Genomic DNA, 13,548 nt, shown 5'->3' on the forward strand with positions numbered 1-13,548 from the left:
GCCATCCGCCATCGCAAGATGGCCACCTCGTGGAGCGTTGCGTTGGCGGATGGCGCTGCGCTTATCCGCCCTACATGACTGGACCGGCCAGGAGCCTTTTGGACCTTGGTCGGTCCAAGGCGGGACCTTGCCCTTCTAAACCAGCCGCCCGTCGACGATCCGGATGCGACGATCGGCGGTCGCCGCGAGTCCTTCGTCGTGGGTCACCGCGATGACGGTGCGTCCCTCCCGCGCGAGATCGCGCAGGATCGTGAACACGGCGGCAGCGTTGCGGGTATCGAGCGCCCCGGTCGGCTCGTCGGCGAGCAGGAATTCCGGATCGTTGGCCAGGGCGCGCGCCACCGCGGTGCGTTGGCGTTGCCCTCCCGAGAGGGCGTCCGGCCGCTTATGCGCGACCGGCAGCATGTCGAGCGCCCCCAGCAGCGACTCGGCGCGGGCGTGCATGTCGCCGGTGTGGAATCGCCCGAGCTGGCGCATCGGCAGCATGACGTTTTCCAGCACGGTGAATTCCGGCAGCAGGAAATGGAACTGGAAGACGAAGCCGAAGCGTTCCAGCCGCACCCGTGCGCGTTGCTCGCCGTCGAGTTCCGCGGTGGACGCGCCCTCGACCAGCACATCGCCGCCGGTCGGCGGATCGAGCAGGCCGAGCAGGTACAGCAGCGAGGATTTGCCCGAGCCGGACGGGCCGGTGATGACGGCGAAGTCGCCGGGGGTGAAGTCGAGGTCGATGCCTTCCACCAGGGTGGTGGGCACCGGGCCGGGCAGGATCCGGGTCAGGCCCCTTGCCTGCAGCGAGGGCTGCATCACATCGCCCCGCGGATGATGGTCAGCGGATCGCTGCGGGCGGCGCGGCGGGCGGGCAGCCAGGAGGCGGCCAGGGCCGAGACGAAGGCGATGGTGGCGGCCACGCCGTAGATCCAGGGCGCCCGGGCGATGCGCAGCGTCTCCGAGGGATCGGTGGCGCCCGGCGCCGGCACCATCGCCAGGCCCGCCGAGAGCAGCCAGCCCAGCAGGGCGCCCGCGGAGATCCCGAGCAGGCCGACGATCACGCCTTCGATGACGAAGATCGCCACCACGTCGCCGCTGGCGAAGCCGATCGAGCGCAGGATGGCGATGTCGCGCGCCTTCTCCATCACCACGGTGGAGATGATGTTGAAGATGCCGAAGGCGGCCACCACCAGCACCGCACCGGTGGCGAAGAACATGATGGCGTTCTGCAACACGAATACGTCCAGGATACGCGCGTAGGTCTCTTCCCAGGGGGCCGCCTTGTAGCCCCAGCGGCCTTCGAGCGCGGCGGCGACCGGGATCGAGCGGCTGATGTCGGCGAGCCGGATATGGATCTCGTTCACCACGCGCGGGCGGGCCTGCATGGATTGCTGCTTGGTCAGGTTGACCAGCACCTGGCTGGTGTCCTGCTGTTCGAGGCCGGTTCGGAAGATGCCCACGACCCGCAGCGTGGTGGCGATATTGGCCGGGGTGGCGACGGCGATGGTGTCGCCGAGGGCCACTCCCATCCGGTTGGCCAGGGTGATGCCCAGCACGATGCCGTCCTCGCGGCCCCCGAGTGCCTCGATGCTGCCCTGGACCATGTCGGTCTGCAGGGTGGTGACGCGCAGCTCCCGCACCGGGTCGATGCCGAGCGCGGTGACGGCGAAGTCGCGCCCGGCCCGGCGCAGCAGCAACTGGCCGCGCAGCGTGGGCGCGGCATCGAGGCCGGGCATGGCGGCGAGCGCATCGAGGATGCCGCCAGCGGCGGAGATGCCGCGCACCGGGTCGCGCGGCACGATGCGCGCGACCTGCACCGCCGCGGCGGGATGCAGCATCTGCAGGGGTTGCGGCGCCGGCCGGCGGGTCTCGTCGGTGATGGTGACGTGCGGGTTGGTCTCGATGATCTGGTTGCGGAAATAGCTCTGGAAACCCTGCATCAGCCCGGTCATCGAGATGAACACGCCGACGCCAAGGGTGACGCCGAGCACGGAAACCAGGGTCTGGCGCCGCCGCATGCGCAGATGGGCGAGCGCGATGGCCAGCGGCAGCGGGATCATGAGGCCTTGGGATCGGGCCGGCCCCGCACGGCCTGCCCGTCCTTCAGCCGATCCGGGGTAGTGGCCACGATCACGTCGGAGCTGGCCAGGCCCTGGCGGATCTCGACCGCCTCGGCCCCGGCGGCGCCGGTCTGCACCTCGGTGCGGCGAGCCTGGCCATCGACCACGCGGAACACCCAGGCCCGCCCCGGCCGCCCGCCGAGCGGCGGGTCGTGATGCACCGCGGTGGCGGGCACCAGCAGGGCATCGCGGCGCTCGGCCACCACCACGTTCACGTCCACCGTCATGCCGATCATCAGCTTCGTGTCCGCCGGCAGGTTGGCCTCGACGCGGAAGGTGCGGGTGGCGGTCTCGCCACGGCGGCGGATATTGGTGACCTGGGCGGGGAAGGCCTCGTCGGGGAAGGCGTCGGCGCGGATCGCCACCTTCGCGCCCATGCGCACCTGGGGGATGTCGCGCTCGTCCACGTCGGCGGCGACCCGCAGCCGGGCGGTGGAGGCGATCTCGAACAGGGTGGCGTTGGCGGCGACGGTCTCGCCGGGCTCGACCGGGCGCTTCATCACCAGCGCGTCGAGTGGCGCGGTGATGCTGTATTCCTCGAGCTGGCGGGCCATGAGCTGCAGGCCCGCGACCGCCTGGTCGCGTTCCTGCACGGCGCGTTCGAGCTGGGCGGCGGACCGCACGCCACGGTCGATCAGGTCGCGGGTGCGCACGAGTTCCTGCTCGGCGACGACGAGCCGGGCGCGGGCGTCCTCGACGCGCTGGCGGGGCTGACGGTCATCGAGTCGGGCGAGCACCTGGCCGCCGCGAACCCGGTCACCTTCCTCGGCGCCGAGGGAGAGGATGCGGCCGGCCACCATGGTGCCGACGCGGGCGGTGTCGATCGCCTCCACCACCCCGGTGGCATAGACCGCTTCCAGGGCCGGGCCGCGGGTCGGGTGGATCACCTCGACCGGGATCGCCTGAAACCAGCGCGACCACACCACGAAGGCAATGGCGATGGCGACCAGCACGAGCACCAGGGCCAGCCGCAACGGCCGCCGGCGTGGGGGGGCTCCCAGCGGGGCGAGCGGACGCGGCCCGGGGGCGAGTGGTGGCAAGCCGCGCGACGGTGCCGGCAGGCCGGCATCCCGCCGCGCCGAGGAAGATCGCATTTCCTGGTTGGCGAGATCATGCATTGGCGCGCTCTGTACCTGCCTCGTGACGCATGCGCCATGAGGCAGGTCAAGATCCTGGAGTTCCGCTGGCGCCGCTCACCTGTCCGTGGTCAGGACAGGGTCAATTTTTGGACAGTTACCGTTCAGTGCGGTGCCGGTCAGTTCAGGCCGGTCGCCAGTCCTTCCAGCGCGGCGAAATCCCGGATGGCGATCTCCGAGGCGCTGGGGATGTCGATCAGCCGCTCGCTCTTGAAGCGCGTCAGGGTGCGGCTGACGGTCTCGATGGTCAGGCCGAGATAGTCGGCGATGTCGCTGCGGGTCATCGGCAGCGTGACCTTGTCGGCCGGACGGGAACTGCAGGGCAGGACTCCGCTCGCCATGTTGACCGCCCGCACCACCAGGAACGAGGCCAGACGCTCCCGCGCGGTCTTGCGCCCGAGCAGCAGCATCTGCTCCTGTGCCGCGACAAGTTCATTGGAGGCGACCTCCAGCAGGCGTTTTTCCATTGCCGGGAAGTCGTCGAGCAGGGCCTTGAGCTTGGCGCGGGAGAAGCGGCAGACGCGCATCGGCTCCACCGCCTCGGCGCCGAAGGCGTAGGTCGAGGAGACAGCGAGGCCCAGGAAGGTGCCGACGCAGGCGAAGCCGGTGATCTGGCGGCGGCCATCCGGCAGCAGTTTGAACAGCTTGGCGGTGCCGGCGGTGACATTGAAGAAGTGTTCAGCCGTGTCACCTTCCTCGATGAAGGTGCGGCCGGCATCGATGGCAAGAGGAACGGCCAGGGCCGCAAGCCGTTCGAGATCCTTGGCTTCGATCGCGTTACAGACGCTGAAGGAGCGCGCCTCGCAGTTGGTACATGGATCGGTCGGTCGGATCGGCTCTACGACGAGTGGGCGGGCGCGGACAGGCGTCATCATCGACCCATACGGAAAACGACCACCAAATGGTAGCGTTCGTGTGAATTTAGCGCACAGCTTGCCCAGCGTGAACCATTTTTGCGCCGGGCTTACAGGTCAGTGCCTTGATCTGCATCAAGGCGGGAAAAATCGGCACTGAGCACACTTTCAACGTGAGCAGAACCATGTGTGCGATGTCGGGCTTCGCCTGTCAGAATCTGCGGCCAGACGAGGTACATACCGTGTACCCTCTGGTGCGGGAAGTGGTGCCGACACTCGACCTCAAGACGTGGACGCGCATCGCCAGACGCATTGCCAACCCGAAGCGGGCCGACCAGGCCGGCATCCGGGCGGTGCTGCGCCAACCGCGGCAATTACCGTGCGGCCTGTTCCTCTACCGCCGCGAACATGATCTTGCACATGGCCCGATCCTGATCGCCGAACACATGGTGGCGATGGACGTGCTCGATCCGGAAGCTGTGATGTCGACGCTGGTCGCCGAGCTGGAAGCGCTGGCCGAACGGCTGGGCTGCGCGGCCATCCGGACGATGGTGCTGGGCAAGACCTCGCTGGCGGCGTCGGGCCTGTATGCGGCCGGGCACCGGCCGGAAGGCGCGACACTGTGGAAGTCGCTCGACCACGGTGGCGAAGGCCGGCCTAACCAGGCCGACGCCGTGCGATAACGGGCCAGCGCCCGCCCCAGCAATTGCCTCTGTCATGCCAATGGCCGCTGCCCCGTGGATCCGGGCCGGCGGCCATTGGCATTCAGGCTGTCCGCGGCGGATGACCGCCGGGCGGGATGGATGCGCCATCCCGCCCGGTGAGCCGGTTCACACGACGCGCGAGTGCTTCGCCCCGTCGGGGCGGAGATAGGTATCGAATACGGACGCGACGGTCCGCACGAAGGGCCTTGCATGCGGCCGGATCGCCAGCGTCGTGCCGTCCCAGTCGATCAGGCCGTCGGCGGCCATGTCGGCCAGCCGCGGCGCGGCGGCGCGCAGGCCCTCGGGATCGGCACCGTGCGCGGCGGCGACCTGGGCGAGATCGACGCGACCCTGGCACATCAGCGTCTCAATGACGTCGCGCCGCAGCCGGTCATCCTCGCTGAGGACGATGCCGCGCTTGGTGGGCAACTGGCCGGCGCGCACCTGATCGCGCCATTCCGGCAGCGCCGGGATGTTCTGGACGTAGCCCTGCGGCAGCGACCCGATCGAGGAAGCACCGAAGCCGACCATGACTTCCGCGGTGTCGGTGGTATAGCCCTGGAAGTTGCGGTGCAGCACCTGCCCGTCCATCGCGGTGGCCAGCTCGTCATCGGGCCGGGCAAAATGGTCGAGGCCGATGACGCGGTAGCCGCGCGAGGCGATGACCCGCTCGGCGACGTGCAACTGCGCCCAGCGCTCCTCCGCCCCCGGCATCGCGTCCTCGGGCAGCAGGCGCTGGTGCTTGGCGACCCAGGGCACATGCGCGTAGCCGAACACGGCGATGCGGTCGGGGCCGAGGTCGAGCGCCTTGGCGACCGTGTCCTCCATGCTGGCCTCGGTCGAGTACGGCAGGCCATACATCAGGTCGACATTGATCGAGGTGATGCCGCGCGCGCGCAGCCCGTCGGCGCAGGCGCGCGTGGTCTCCCAGGACTGAATGCGGTTGACCGTTTCCTGCACCTTGGGATCGAAATCCTGCACGCCCAGGCTGACCCGGTTGCAGCCCATGGCGATCAGGCCGTCCAGCACTTCGTCATTGGCGGTGCGCGGGTCGATCTCGACGGCGACCTCGGCCTTCGGATCGAAGGCGAAGCGCTCGCGCAGCCGGTCCATGATCTGCTGCAGCCGCGCCGGCGGCATGATGGTCGGGCTGCCACCGCCCCAGTGCACGTGGCGCACCGTCAGGCGGCGCCCCACGGCTTCGGTGACCAGGTCGATTTCCTGGAGGATGGTATCGGCGTAGCTCTCGAGCGGCTCGACCCGATTCACGACCGAGGTGTGGCACCCGCAGTAATAGCAGAGATGGGCGCAGAACGGCACGTGCAGGTAGAGGGACAGAGAGGCGTCATCCGGCAGCGCGGCCAGCCAGGTCCGGTAGACCGCGGCGTCAACCGCTGCCGAGAAATGCGGGGCGGTCGGATAGCTCGTGTAACGCGGCACCCGCGCGTCGTACTTGGCGATCAGCGTCTGTGTGTCCATGGCAAACAGATGCTCATTCGGGCGATCGCTTGCCTTGATCTGTGTCAAGCAGGAGTTCGCACGGATTGATGCGCGCCGGGGCGATGCCATGGGCCGCTCCCCGACACCCATTCGAAATCATTTCACAAGAAAAAATGTATATTCTGTACGAATGCCACACCTTGCTCCGTGTCAACCAGGAATTCGCACGAATTGATGTGCATCAAGGCGGTGCTATCGGACAGACCGCTTAGCTCCCGATCGCTACGATTTCACAATGGGGAACGACCGGACAGATATGAACGGTCGCTGGAGAGCCGAATGAAAGCAAGGACGTTCCTGACGTACCTCGCGGGTGCCCTCTCGCTGGCGGGAACGGCGGTCGCACAGACGCCGGATACAGGAAAGACCACGGGCAGCTTCATGGTGCGGGCCCGCCTGATCAACGTGGTGCCGCTGAACAGCAGTTCTTCGACTTCCGTCGGTGGCAAGGTGAACGCCACCAACGCCATAGCTCCGGAAGTCGATTTTTCCTATTTCTTTACCGATAACATCGCTCTTGAACTGATCGCGGGGACCACGCAGCACACGATCAGTGCCTCCAACACCGCGATCGGCAACCTGACCGTCGGCAAGACCTGGGTACTGCCGCCTGCGCTGACGGTACAATATCATTTCTTCCACGATAACCGGGTCAGCCCCTATCTCGGCGCCGGTATCAACTACACCGTGTTCTATAATACCGAAGCTCCCGGCTCTGGGTCTCCGGTCACCAAGCTGGCGCTGGAAAGCAACTGGGGCTGGGTGCTGCAGGCCGGCGTCGACATCAATCTGACCGGACGGTGGTACGCCAACGTCGACGTCAAGCAGATCTTCGTCAGCACCAAGGCCAAGCTGAACACCGCCCTCGGCCCGGTCACCGCCAAGACCGACCTCAACCCGCTGGTGGTTGGCGCGGGTCTCGGCTACCGGTTCTGATCGTTTCTACCTGACCCATGCGACCGGCCGCGCGACCATTGCGGCCGGTCGTCAGGCGTCCTTGCCAGCCAGCAGCGGAGCGGCAAAAGCCGCCAGATCGCCGCCCGGAAACAGGGCCGCCGGCATCCCGGCAGCTTCCGCCGCCTGCAGGTCGGTCGGCTGGTCGCCGATCAGCACACAGCGCGCGGGATCCAGCTCCCAGGCCTGGATCAGGTCGAGCAACATGCCGGGCGCGGGCTTGCGGCAGCCACAGACACCCGCATAGGCGGGCAGCACCGCCTCGGGATGGTGCGGGCAATAGCGCCAGTCATCGAGCAGGCCACCGGCGGCGTGCAACCGGTCCTGCACCCAGGCCATCAGCCACCGCACCGCCGCCTCGTCGTACAGGCCACGCGCCACGCCCGACTGGTTGGTAACCACGAAGACATGCCAGCCGCTTGCGGTGGCCAGGCGTACGGTTTCGATCGCCCCCGGCATCCACTCGAAGCGCTCGCGGGTGCCGACATAGCCGTGATCGCGGTTCAGCACGCCGTCGCGATCAAGGAACAAAGCCGGACGACGCAGGCGCGGCGGCAATTCGGCCTGGGCGCGCCGCAGCGTGGCAGGCTGGTCGAGCGCGAAGCAGTCGCCCTGGATGTCGGTGCCGCCCACCAGGCCAGCGGCAACGAGCCCGGACAGCGTGTCGCGCGTGAAGCAGCCGGACGCGGGCAGGTGGTCCAGCACGGCCCGGCCGAACACGCCGATACCGGCGACGTCCCTCCCCGTCCCGGCGCGGCACAGCGCGACCCGGCCGAGGCTGTCGGCCGGGTCGCGCTGTGCCGCGCCGGCCAGCAGCGGCGCGAGATTGCCGTCCCACGCCACGCTGGATCCGCAGAGCAGGAAGCGCGCATCGAGTCGGTCACGCGCGCGAAGCAGGGCGTCCGGCCCGGAAACAAGGATCGGTACCGGGCGTGGCAGGGTGGTGGCGATCGCGTCCAGGCGCTCGCGCAGGAGGTCGGGCAGCGTGTCGGTCAGCAGCAGGATTTCGCTGATGCCGAGGCGCAGCAGTTCCCGCAACTGCCAGGCCAGGAAGGGCCGGTCGCCGCAGGGCTCCAGCGCGGCGGGTCCTTCGAGCAGCACGACGCCCTGGCGCGGCGTGGCCGGGAACGGCTCAGGCACCAGGGCGCGGGCAGAGCGCCCGTTCGGCCAGCGAGCAGATGACATGGATGGCGATGATGTGGATCTGCTGGATCAGCGCCGTCACCGCCGAGGGCGCGCGCAGCAGCACGTCGCACTGCTCCGCCATGGCGCCGCCGGCCGCGCCGGTGAAGCCCAGCGTGATCAGGCCGCTCTGCCGCGCCGCGTCCAGCGCCCGCAGGATCGTGGGCGAGCGGCCGGACGTGGAAATGCCCAGGAACACGTCGCCGCGGCGGCCGAGCGCCTGGACCTGACGCGCGAACACATGATCGTAGCCATAGTCGTTGCCGGCAGCGGTGAGGACCGAACTGTCGGTGGTCAGCGCCAGCGCCGCGAGCGGGGCTCGGTCATAGTTCATGCGCACAACGAATTCGGCCGCCATGTGCTGCGCGTCGGCGGCGCTGCCGCCATTGCCGGCGATCAGCAGCTTGCCGCCCGCGCGCAGCGATGCGGTGATGGCATCCGACATCGCCGACAGCACCCCGATGGCCTGCGGATCGGCGGCGAAGGCGGCGGTCACGGCGGCGGATTCGGACAGCCAGCCGGCGGCGAAATGTCTGTCGGACTCGTGCATGGGACCTCTCTTGCCGCCATCGAACCGGTACGGCGAGGAGCTGCCGCCAGCCTGCAACCCCCTTATCATCGTAGGCCCGCCGCCTTCAACTCAGCTCAGGAAGTCACGGGTTTCGGCGACCACCTGGGCCAGCCCGAGGCGCCGCACCGCCACGCCCTGCGGAAACGCCGAGAGCAACCGGGTCGGGGTCTGGCGATCCAGCAGCACGAAGACGCCGCGATCGGTGGTGCTGCGGATCAGCCGGCCGAAGGCCTGGCGCAGCCGAAAGCGCACGATGCGGTCGTCATAGCCGGTGGGATCGCCGGCGCCGAGATGCACGCGCCGCTCGCGGTGCAGGATGTCCGGGCGCGGCCAGGGCACGCGCTCGAACACCACCAGGCGCAGCGCCCGGCCGGGCACGTCCACCCCGTCGCGCATCGCGTCGGTGCCGAGCAGGCAGCTTTCCTCCTCGGTGCGGAAGATGTCGATCAGCGTGGCGTTGTCCATGGGATCGACATGCTGGGCGAGCAGCGGGATGCCGGCCGCCTCCAGCTCCGGGGCGATGCGGGCGTGTACGGCGCGCAGGCGGCTGATCGCGGTGAACAGCCCGAGCCCGCCGCCGCCGGACGCCTGGAACAGGGCGCGATAGGCGGCGGCGAGCGCGGCGATGTCGCGGGCATTGACGTCGGTGACCACGAAGGCGCGGGTCTGGGCGGCGTAGTCGAAGGGACTGGCCACCGCCACCCGGATCGCCGGGGATGGCAGATGCACCGCCCCTGCCCTCGCCTCCGCCACCGCCCAGGCCGACTCGGGATCGCCCGCCCCGGCATCACGCAGCGTGGCCGAGGTGACCAGCAGCCCCTGCGCCGGCTGGGCGAGGCTCAGGGCGAAGGGAATGGTCGGGTCGAGCCAGTGCCGGTGCAGCCCGACATCGGCATCGCGGCCGTCCCAGCGATCGAGCCGCAGGAACATCACCTGGGTCGGGCGGATGCCGGGTGCGGGCGGGTCGGCGGCGAGGCTGCGCAGCATCTCCTGCCAGGCGGCCAGCCGGTCGAGGGCCCGGCGGCGGATCGAGCGGCAGGACGCCTCGATGCGGTTGCGCGTGGCGGCGTCGAGCTCCTCAGCCTCGTCTTCGAGCCGGGCGGCGAGTCGCTCCACGATTCGTTCCAGCGGAGCGGCAAGCCGGCCGAGCGCCCGATCCAGGTCGGCGGCCGTCTCGGCCAGGCCGGGCGCGGGCGGGAACAGGTCGCATTCCACGCTGCCGCGGCCGGGCTCGCCCTCGCCCGGCGCGCGCGCCAGCACCTGCTGGCGGGCGGCGCGCAGGAAGGCCTCGCAGGGATTCTGCCGGCCCGGCTCCACGCCGGCCAGATCGGGGGCCGGGTCCAGGGCGGGATCCTGCAGCCGGCTGGACCAGCCCGGCCCCGGCAGCGCACGGGCGGCCTGCAGCGCGGCATCCAGCGGCGCCAGCAATTCCGGGCGCTCGGCCACCAGTTCCTCGATGCGGCGGCGCAGACCACGGGCACGGGAGCGGCTGCCCTCGGCGCCGAGCAGCCAGCGGCGCAGCTCGCCCGCCTCGACGCCGGAAAGCGTGGCGGCGAAGGCGCCATCGGCGGCATCGAACAGGTGATGCCCCTCGTCGAACACGTAGCGGAGCGGCACCGTGGTGTCGTCGATGCCGCCCCAGGCGGCCTGCGCCATCACCAGTGCGTGATTCGCCACCACCAGCTCGGCGCCGCGGGCGCGGCGGATGGTGTGCTCGACGAAGCAACGGCGCCAGTGCGGGCAGGCGGCATGGATGCACTCCCCGCGACGGTCGGCCAGGGCCGGGATGAGCCCGCCGGCGAACAGCTCGGCGAACCAGCCGGGCAGGTCGCCACCCTGGATGTCGCCGTCGGTACCGGTCAGCGCCCAGCGGGCGATCAGGCCGAGCGGAATCACCGGCACCGCCGCGTTGCCGGCCAGCGCCGCGTTCACCGCGTCCTCGAAATTGAGCAGGCAGAGATAGTTCTCCCGCCCCTTGCGGATCACCACCCGGCGGCGGCGCTCGGCGGGGTCGGGATGCAGCCGGACCAGTTCCGCCTCCACCTGCCGCTGCAGGTGGCGGGTGAAGGTGGAGATCCAGACCGGCCCCTGGTTCCGCTCGGCCCAGAGGCTGGCCGGGGCGATGTAGCCGAGCGTCTTGCCGGTGCCGGTGCCGGCCTCGGCCAGCACCAGATGCGGGTCGCCGCGCTGCTCGCGCGGGGCGAAGGCGGCAGCGGCGGCGGCGGCGTAGTCGGACTGGCCGGGGCGCTCCTCGGCCCCCTCGCCCAGCATCGCCCCGAGCCGGGCGCGGGCATCGGCGGGCGAGACCGGATGCGAGGCGGGCGGTGGCGGCGGCGCCACCTCCTCCCATTCCGGCAGGCGGCGCCAGACCCGCAGCGGGTCGGCGCCGGCAACGGCCGGCCCACCCGCGGCGGCGATGACGAAGTCCGCCCAGTCCCAGCCCGCCTGCCCCATCCGCGCCGCCAGCGCGGCGGCGTCGCGGTTGAGCGGCAGCGAGGCGCCGGCCGCCAGCCGCGCCAGCAGCGCCTGCGTCAGGTCGGGCAGCAGCGAGACGGCGGACTCGAGCCCCGGCCCGGGCGGCTTCAGGTCGAGCGCCAAGGCAAGGCCGCGCGGCGTCGGTGCCGCCGGATGGCCTGGGAGTACGAAGGCAAACAGTTCCAGCAGGTCGAGCGCGGGCAGCGTGCGCAGGCCGAGCCGGCGCAGCGTGGCCGGGGCATGCACCAGCAGCGGCGGCGCCATCTTGCGCAGCCGGGCGGCGGCTTCCTCGGCCGGCAGGTCGAGCACCTCGCCGTCTTCGGTGAGGATGGCGGCCCGGCCGGTTCCGGCCACGACCGCGGGCGCGGCGGGAAGGCGGAGGCGCGGGCGCGCCGCGGCATGGATGGCGCGTTCGGTCATGGAAGCACTATATGGGCGCCGTGCGATTGACCAAGGCACCCCCCGTCCATAGCTTGCCGCGAAATGCCAGACACACAATCCTCTCTCCCGGCCGTTCCGAAGGCGTGGCCCTTCGAGGAAGCCCGCAAGGTCGCCGAACGGCTCGCCCGGACCGGCAAGTCCTCGGCGCTGTTCGAGACCGGCTACGGTCCCTCGGGCCTGCCGCATATCGGCACCTTCGGCGAGGTCGCCCGCACCTCCTGGGTGCGGCATGCCTTCACCGAGCTGACCGGCCTCCCTTCGAAGCTGCTCGCCTTCAGCGACGACATGGACGGGCTGCGCAAAGTGCCGGACAACGTCCCGAACCGGGAGATGCTGGCCCAGCACCTGGGCAAGCCGCTGACCCGCATCCCCGACCCGTTCGGCACCCATCCGAGCTTCGGCGCGCACAACAACGCCCGCCTGCGTTCCTTCCTCGATTCCTTCGGCTTCGCCTACGAATTCGCGTCTTCCTCGGAATATTACGCCTCGGGCCGCTTCGACGCGGCGCTGCTGCGGGTGCTGGAGCGGCACGACGAGATCCTCGCGGTGATCCTGCCCACGCTGGGGGCGGAACGACGTGCCAGCTACTCCCCGTTCCTGCCGATCCATCCGAAGACCGGCATCGTCATGCAGGTGAAGGTGGAGAAGCTCGATCCGGCGGCCGGCACCATCGCCTGGCGCGACCCGGACACCGAGGAGTGGTTCGAGACCCTGGTCACCGGCGGCGCGGCCAAGCTGCAGTGGAAGGCGGACTGGGCAATGCGCTGGCATGCGCTCGGCGTCGATTACGAGATGTCGGGCAAGGACCTGATCGACAGCGTGAAGCTGTCCGGCCGGATCTGCCGCATCCTGGGCAGCGAGCCGCCGACGGGCTTCACCTACGAGCTGTTCCTCGACGAACAGGCGCAGAAGATCAGCAAGAGCAAGGGCAACGGCCTGTCGGTGGAGGAATGGCTGCGCTACGCCCCCCCCGAGAGCCTGGGCCAGTTCATGTTCAACCAGCCGCAGCGCGCCAAGCGGCTGTATTTCGACGTGATCCCCCGCGCGGTCGACGAGTACCTGGCCAATGCCGCGCGCGCGCACGAGCAGGAGGGCGTGGAGCGCGCCGCCAACCCGGCCTGGCACATCCATGCCGGCCAGGTGCCGCAGGAAGCGCATTCGCCGCTGTCCTTCGCCATGCTGCTGAACCTCGCGAGCGTGGTGAACGCGGAGACGCCGGACATCCTGTGGGGCTTCATCCGCCGCTACAACCCGCAGGCGACCCCGGAGGACATGCCGTTCCTGGCACGGCTGGTGGAATACGCGCTGGCGTACTACCGTGACTTCGTCCGCCCGGCCAAGCAGTTCCGCGAGCCGGATGCCACCGAGCGGGCGGCGCTGCAGGATCTCGCCGAAGGGCTGCGCGCCCTGCCCGCGGATGCCCCGGCCGAGGACATCCAGACGCTGCTCTACGATGTCGGCAAGCGCCATCCCTTCCCGGAACTGCGCGCCTGGTTCGGCTGTCTCTATCAGGTGCTGCTGGGCCAGCAGGAAGGGCCGCGCTTCGGCCAGTTCATCGCGCTCTATGGCATCCCCGAAACCATAACCCTGATCGAGACCGCGCTCGCTCGGACGCCGGCCTGA

11 protein-coding genes are annotated in these 13,548 nt (G+C 69.9%); 3 read left to right on the top strand and 8 right to left on the bottom strand.

Annotated elements, in window-relative coordinates; all coding sequences use genetic code 11:
• Nucleotides 1-135: 135 nt before the first annotated feature.
• From NBY65_RS26045 to NBY65_RS26060, 4 genes are all read right to left on the bottom strand, one after another.
• Complete coding sequence (locus tag NBY65_RS26045) at nucleotides 136-804, bottom strand: ABC transporter ATP-binding protein (RefSeq protein ID WP_150042190.1); 669 nt, start codon at nucleotides 802-804, stop codon at nucleotides 136-138.
• Complete coding sequence (locus NBY65_RS26050) at nucleotides 804-2,048, bottom strand: ABC transporter permease (RefSeq protein ID WP_150042191.1); 1,245 nt, start codon at nucleotides 2,046-2,048, stop codon at nucleotides 804-806. The genes NBY65_RS26045 and NBY65_RS26050 overlap by 1 nt, the downstream gene beginning before the upstream one ends.
• Nucleotides 2,045-3,226: an efflux RND transporter periplasmic adaptor subunit gene (locus NBY65_RS26055; RefSeq protein WP_150042192.1), complete on the bottom strand. Its 1,182-nt coding sequence runs from the start codon at nucleotides 3,224-3,226 to the stop codon at nucleotides 2,045-2,047. Before NBY65_RS26055 ends, NBY65_RS26050 begins: the two co-directional genes overlap by 4 nt.
• 137 nt (nucleotides 3,227-3,363) lie before the next feature.
• Nucleotides 3,364-4,119: a Crp/Fnr family transcriptional regulator gene (locus NBY65_RS26060; protein ID WP_150042193.1), complete on the bottom strand. Its 756-nt coding sequence runs from the start codon at nucleotides 4,117-4,119 to the stop codon at nucleotides 3,364-3,366.
• A 104-nt stretch (nucleotides 4,120-4,223) separates the two neighbouring features.
• Here NBY65_RS26060 and NBY65_RS26065 point away from each other — a divergent pair, with 104 nt between their 5' ends.
• A complete protein-coding gene (locus NBY65_RS26065) occupies nucleotides 4,224-4,781 on the top strand; it encodes a hypothetical protein (protein ID WP_150042194.1) in 558 nt (185 codons plus the stop codon).
• Between the two features lie 147 nt (nucleotides 4,782-4,928).
• Here NBY65_RS26065 and hemN read toward each other — a convergent pair whose 3' ends face one another.
• Nucleotides 4,929-6,281 carry an oxygen-independent coproporphyrinogen III oxidase gene (hemN, locus tag NBY65_RS26070; protein ID WP_150042195.1) on the bottom strand — a complete coding sequence of 451 codons (1,353 nt, stop codon included), beginning with the start codon at nucleotides 6,279-6,281 and terminating at the stop codon, nucleotides 4,929-4,931.
• A gap of 300 nt (nucleotides 6,282-6,581) precedes the next feature.
• On the opposite strand from hemN, the gene NBY65_RS26075 reads away from it, so the two are divergent.
• Nucleotides 6,582-7,238: an OmpW/AlkL family protein gene (locus NBY65_RS26075; RefSeq protein ID WP_162530652.1), complete on the top strand. Its 657-nt coding sequence runs from the start codon at nucleotides 6,582-6,584 to the stop codon at nucleotides 7,236-7,238.
• A gap of 51 nt (nucleotides 7,239-7,289) precedes the next feature.
• On the opposite strand, the gene NBY65_RS26080 is transcribed toward NBY65_RS26075, so the two are convergent.
• The 3 genes from NBY65_RS26080 to NBY65_RS26090 form a co-directional block, all read right to left on the bottom strand.
• The gene (locus tag NBY65_RS26080; RefSeq protein ID WP_150042197.1) at nucleotides 7,290-8,441 is read right to left on the bottom strand and encodes an HAD-IIIA family hydrolase; all 1,152 of its coding nucleotides are present in this window, start codon (nucleotides 8,439-8,441) and stop codon (nucleotides 7,290-7,292) included.
• Nucleotides 8,389-8,988, bottom strand: coding sequence for an SIS domain-containing protein (locus NBY65_RS26085; RefSeq protein ID WP_150042198.1), 600 nt, complete (start codon nucleotides 8,986-8,988; stop codon nucleotides 8,389-8,391). Before NBY65_RS26085 ends, NBY65_RS26080 begins: the two co-directional genes overlap by 53 nt.
• A 90-nt stretch (nucleotides 8,989-9,078) precedes the next feature.
• On the bottom strand, nucleotides 9,079-11,904 hold the full coding sequence (locus tag NBY65_RS26090; RefSeq protein ID WP_150042199.1) for an ATP-dependent DNA helicase: 2,826 nt from the start codon (nucleotides 11,902-11,904) through the stop codon (nucleotides 9,079-9,081).
• 63 nt (nucleotides 11,905-11,967) lie between these two features.
• Here NBY65_RS26090 and NBY65_RS26095 point away from each other — a divergent pair, with 63 nt between their 5' ends.
• Nucleotides 11,968-13,548: a lysine--tRNA ligase gene (locus NBY65_RS26095; protein WP_150042200.1), complete on the top strand. Its 1,581-nt coding sequence runs from the start codon at nucleotides 11,968-11,970 to the stop codon at nucleotides 13,546-13,548.

This window comes from Rhodovastum atsumiense (assembly GCF_937425535.1).
Classification (GTDB): domain Bacteria; phylum Pseudomonadota; class Alphaproteobacteria; order Acetobacterales; family Acetobacteraceae; genus Rhodovastum; species Rhodovastum atsumiense.

What these genes read in the sequence shown, in the direction of transcription:
- NBY65_RS26045 (WP_150042190.1), bottom strand. Translation starts at nt 804, where the DNA reads ATGCAGCCCTCGCTGCAGGCAAGGGGCCTGACCCGGATCCTGCCCGGC.
- NBY65_RS26050 (WP_150042191.1), bottom strand. Translation starts at nt 2,048, where the DNA reads ATGATCCCGCTGCCGCTGGCCATCGCGCTCGCCCATCTGCGCATGCGG.
- NBY65_RS26055 (WP_150042192.1), bottom strand. Translation starts at nt 3,226, where the DNA reads ATGCATGATCTCGCCAACCAGGAAATGCGATCTTCCTCGGCGCGGCGG.
- NBY65_RS26060 (WP_150042193.1), bottom strand. Translation starts at nt 4,119, where the DNA reads ATGATGACGCCTGTCCGCGCCCGCCCACTCGTCGTAGAGCCGATCCGA.
- hemN (WP_150042195.1), bottom strand. Translation starts at nt 6,281, where the DNA reads ATGGACACACAGACGCTGATCGCCAAGTACGACGCGCGGGTGCCGCGT.
- NBY65_RS26075 (WP_162530652.1), top strand. Translation starts at nt 6,582, where the DNA reads ATGAAAGCAAGGACGTTCCTGACGTACCTCGCGGGTGCCCTCTCGCTG.
- NBY65_RS26080 (WP_150042197.1), bottom strand. Translation starts at nt 8,441, where the DNA reads ATGTCATCTGCTCGCTGGCCGAACGGGCGCTCTGCCCGCGCCCTGGTG.
- NBY65_RS26085 (WP_150042198.1), bottom strand. Translation starts at nt 8,988, where the DNA reads ATGCACGAGTCCGACAGACATTTCGCCGCCGGCTGGCTGTCCGAATCC.
- NBY65_RS26090 (WP_150042199.1), bottom strand. Translation starts at nt 11,904, where the DNA reads ATGACCGAACGCGCCATCCATGCCGCGGCGCGCCCGCGCCTCCGCCTT.
- NBY65_RS26095 (WP_150042200.1), top strand. Translation starts at nt 11,968, where the DNA reads ATGCCAGACACACAATCCTCTCTCCCGGCCGTTCCGAAGGCGTGGCCC.